7 protein-coding genes and 1 pseudogene are annotated in these 3,736 nt (G+C 64.1%); 4 read left to right on the top strand and 4 right to left on the bottom strand.

The genetic code is table 11. From position 1 onward, the window contains the following. Positions 1 to 191: pseudogene (locus tag AC1DIO_RS35190) on the bottom strand (IS6 family transposase); the annotation flags it as partial. A gap of 87 nt (positions 192 to 278) precedes the next feature. Between AC1DIO_RS35190 and AC1DIO_RS35185 the strand changes: the two are divergent. Together AC1DIO_RS35185 and AC1DIO_RS35180 are read left to right on the top strand one after the other, a co-directional pair. After that, positions 279 to 581 (top strand): hypothetical protein, encoded by a 303-nt coding sequence (locus AC1DIO_RS35185; RefSeq protein WP_476854934.1) that lies wholly within the window; start codon positions 279 to 281, stop codon positions 579 to 581. Beyond that, complete coding sequence (locus tag AC1DIO_RS35180; protein WP_441509200.1) at positions 578 to 772, top strand: ABC transporter substrate binding protein; 195 nt, start codon at positions 578 to 580, stop codon at positions 770 to 772. The genes AC1DIO_RS35185 and AC1DIO_RS35180 overlap by 4 nt, the downstream gene beginning before the upstream one ends. 47 nt (positions 773 to 819) lie before the next feature. Here AC1DIO_RS35180 and AC1DIO_RS35175 read toward each other — a convergent pair whose 3' ends face one another. From AC1DIO_RS35175 to AC1DIO_RS35165, 3 genes are read right to left on the bottom strand one after another with little or no spacing between them, the layout of a single operon-like run. Then, positions 820 to 993 (bottom strand): hypothetical protein, encoded by a 174-nt coding sequence (locus tag AC1DIO_RS35175; RefSeq protein ID WP_441509199.1) that lies wholly within the window; start codon positions 991 to 993, stop codon positions 820 to 822. Then, positions 990 to 1,274, bottom strand: coding sequence for a hypothetical protein (locus tag AC1DIO_RS35170; protein ID WP_441509198.1), 285 nt, complete (start codon positions 1,272 to 1,274; stop codon positions 990 to 992). Before AC1DIO_RS35170 ends, AC1DIO_RS35175 begins: the two co-directional genes overlap by 4 nt. Next, positions 1,271 to 1,756, bottom strand: coding sequence for a hypothetical protein (locus AC1DIO_RS35165; RefSeq protein WP_476777233.1), 486 nt, complete (start codon positions 1,754 to 1,756; stop codon positions 1,271 to 1,273). Before AC1DIO_RS35165 ends, AC1DIO_RS35170 begins: the two co-directional genes overlap by 4 nt. Before the next feature lie 195 nt (positions 1,757 to 1,951). On the opposite strand from AC1DIO_RS35165, the gene groES reads away from it, so the two are divergent. Together groES and groL are read left to right on the top strand one after the other, a co-directional pair. Further along, complete coding sequence (gene groES, locus AC1DIO_RS35160) at positions 1,952 to 2,239, top strand: co-chaperone GroES (protein ID WP_055727595.1); 288 nt, start codon at positions 1,952 to 1,954, stop codon at positions 2,237 to 2,239. 46 nt (positions 2,240 to 2,285) lie between these two features. Then, positions 2,286 to 3,736 (top strand): chaperonin GroEL (gene groL / locus AC1DIO_RS35155; RefSeq protein ID WP_476854933.1); only part of this gene is annotated, 1,451 nt, incomplete at its 3' end.

The following is a 3,736-nucleotide window of genomic DNA, read 5'->3' as shown; positions in this document are numbered from 1 at the left end:
TGGGCGTAATCCCGCCCGAACTTCAAGGCCCAGCGCCGCACCGTCTCGTAGGAGACGGCGATGCCGCGCTCCAGAAGCATCTCCTCCACCAGGCGAAGGCTCAGGGGAAAGCGGAAATACAGCCACACCGCATGGGCGATGATMGCCGGAGGGAACCGATGGCGCTTGTAGCTGATGGCCGGCAGGGTCATGCACGCCCACCTACACCGCTTGCCGCCATGCCGGAGTTAACGTGACAACGCCACCGCCAGAAATGGAACCTTCCGGCGGACTACCCGATGGTCGCGCCGAGCTATGCGGAATCCCGATCGGCCCTGGCGAAGGCGTCCGGCCTTGGTCAGTCGCGCAAGGCCGCCGCGTCTGCGCCTGAACCCATTGTCGAGGCTGCGACCACGGTCGCAGATAAGCCAAAACGCGCCTCGCGCGTCAAGGCAAGCGCACCGACCGCGGTCGTGGCCGCGCCGGAGAGCATCCAGGCGAAGCGCGCGCCACGCAAGGCGAAAGCTGTTGGGGAGCCAGTGGTGGAACCGCCCGCAAGACCCAAGAGGGCGCGCAAGACCGCCGCAACCACCGGATCGTGAGGCTCGGATCAAGTGCGCTTCGCCAAGTCGGCATCTATGTCGGCCGAATTCTCAGGGGCGAGAAGCCAGCCGACTTGCCAGTGTTGCGGCCGACCAAGTTCGATCTCGTCAACAAGCTCAAGACGGCGAAAGCGCTGGGCCTTACGGTGTCAACCACGCTCCTCGCACAGGCAACGGAGGTCATTGAATGATGTCGGCTATTGGGCGCGAACCGGCCAGGAGACACCTTCGGCGCCTTCTACTTGAGCGTCCCGTATCGTTCGAGATAGGCCAGCAGCAGACGCACCGTGGCGGGCGCGCCCTTGGCGGCGTAGCGCTGGCTGGTCCGTGTCGTGATGCCGAGCAGCGGCGCGACGCTGTGCTGGTTCAAGCCAAGCCGCTTGAGCGCGTCCCGGTATTCGTCGGCGGTCATCGCCAGCCCTCCCGCTGCAGCAGTTCCGGCAGCAGTGCGAACGCCGTCTCGACGGAGGGATAGTCCCACGACTGCATGGTCTCCTCCCGTTCGATCCAGCGATTGATGGTGGCGCAGTGATGCCCGCACTGGACCGACCAGCCGGTGTCGCGGACGCCGCAGAAAATCTCGTAAGCATCGTCGATGCTCTCGTCCTCCGCCCGGACGAACTTGGTCCAGAGCGCGACGTCGAGTTTGCGGAGCGCGCTGTTGGCGCGGGTGGTGATGACGTCGACGTTCATGGCGTGCCTGCCTTCGACGCTTCGGCGTCGGCCTTGGCGATTTCAAGCGCATGATCCCGGAGCGCCTGCTCGACCTCGTCGGCGCTGATCGTCGGATCGTCCTCGAACGGGTCGTATCCGATGCGCTCGACATAGGCGGCGGCGAGGCGGGTCCGGCGCTCGTCCCCGGTCTCGGCAATCAAGCCTTCCGAGACGGCGGCGTCGAACAGCTTCGATTCCAGTTCGGCGATGTCGGCGGACCGGTGTTCGCCGGTCCCGATGCGCAGATTGAAGACGCCGCTAGGCAGGCGCTCGATATAGAGCGAGCCGAGATAGGTATATCCCGGCATCCCCTCGACCAGGTCGTCGCCGATGACTGCGCCGACGTCAGCGGATTCCTCGCGGCTGGCGATGAATTCAGCAAGCGTCATGGTCGTTCCTTGTCTGGCGCACGGATTCGTCCGTCGAGGGACCCAACATAACGACAGGATGTCGTCCTGCAAGTGGCCGATCTCGGCAAATTGTCGTGGCCACGGCACTGCATCGGCCCTTCCTCGAGCTTTTCGAGATCGGGCAGGTCGCGCAGGCTGGCGAGACCGAACAGCGCGGCGATCTCTTACGGTACGTTGATGTCGCCAACTGCAGCCCGTCATCGGGATCGACCACAGGACAGGATGACCTTAGAGGAAGACAGAACCATGAAGTTCCGTCCGCTGCATGACCGCGTCGTGGTCCGTCGCCTTGATGGCGAAGAGAAGACCAAGGGTGGCATCATCATCCCCGAAACCGCCAAGGAAAAGCCCCAAGAGGGTGAAGTCGTCGCCGTCGGCCCTGGCGCCCGCGACGAAGCCGGCAAGCTCGTTGCCCTGGACGTCAAGAAGGGCGATCGCGTCCTCTTCGGCAAGTGGTCGGGCACCGAGGTCAAGATCGATGGCCAGGATCTCCTGATCATGAAGGAATCCGACATCATGGGCGTCGTCGGCTGAACGCCACGCGACCTCCATTCCCCGTTTTCATTAAGGAGTAGCTCGCATGGCTGCTAAAGACGTCAAGTTCTCCACCGACGCGCGCGACCGGATGCTGCGCGGCGTCGAAATCCTCAACAACGCCGTCAAGGTCACGCTCGGTCCCAAGGGCCGCAACGTCGTGATCGACAAGTCGTTCGGCGCTCCCCGYATCACCAAGGACGGCGTCACCGTCGCCAAGGAGATCGAGCTCKCCGACAAGTTCGAGAACATGGGCGCCCAGCTGGTGCGCGAAGTCGCCTCGAAGCAGAACGACGCCGCCGGTGACGGCACCACGACGGCCACCGTGCTCGCCGCCGCGATCATGCGCGAAGGCCTGAAGTCGGTTGCCGCCGGCATGAACCCGATGGACCTGAAGCGCGGCATCGACCTCGCGGTCGAAGCCATCGTCACGGACCTGAAGAAGAACTCGAAGAAGGTCACYTCGAACGCGGAAGTCGCGCAGGTCGGCACCATCTCGGCCAACGGCGACGAGTCGGTCGGCAAGATGATCGCCACCGCGATGCAGAAGGTCGGCAACGAGGGTGTCATCACCGTCGAGGAGGCCAAGACCGCCGAGACCGAGCTTGATGTCGTCGAAGGCATGCAGTTCGACCGTGGCTATCTCTCGCCCTACTTCATCACCAATGCCGAGAAGATGGTYGYCGAGCTCGAGGACCCCTACATCCTCGTTTTCGAGAAGAAGCTGTCGTCGCTCCAGGCGATGCTGCCGATCCTCGAGGCCGTCGTTCAGACCGGCAAGCCGCTGCTGATCATCGCCGAGGACGTGGAAGGTGAGGCTCTCGCCACCCTCGTCGTCAACAAGCTCCGTGGCGGCCTGAAGGTCGCGGCCGTCAAGGCTCCGGGCTTCGGCGATCGCCGCAAGGCCATGCTCGAGGACATCTCGATCYTGACCGCCGGTCAGCTGATCTCGGAAGACCTCGGCATCAAGCTCGAGACCGTGACGCTCRACATGCTCGGCCGCGCCAAGAAGGTGCGTATCGAGAAGGAGAACACCACGATCATCGACGGCGCCGGCAAGAAGAAGGACATCGAGGGCCGCGTTGCGCAGATCAAGGCGCAGATCGAGGAGACCTCGTCTGACTACGATCGCGAGAAGCTCCAGGAGCGTCTGGCCAAGCTCGCTGGCGGCGTCGCGGTGATCCGCGTCGGCGGCGCGACCGARGTCGAAGTCAAGGARAAGAAGGACCGCGTCGACGATGCCCTGAACGCGACCCGCGCTGCGGTCGAAGAAGGCATCCTGCCGGGTGGYGGCGTGGCGCTCCTGCGCGCGCTCCAGACCGTCAAGTCGATCAAGACCCAGAACGACGACCAGAAGACCGGCRTCGAGATCGTCCGCAAGGCGATCATGGCCCCGGCCAAGCAGATCGTCGACAACGCTGGCGATGACGGCGCTGTCGTGGTCGGCAAGCTGCTCGAGTCGAAGGACTACGCCTACGGCTACAATGCCCAGACCGG

It is taken from the genome of Allobosea sp. 05T439, from assembly GCF_056396005.1.
The sequence above is the reverse complement of the archived record's forward strand: the minus strand, read 5'-3'. Positions and strand labels throughout refer to the sequence as shown.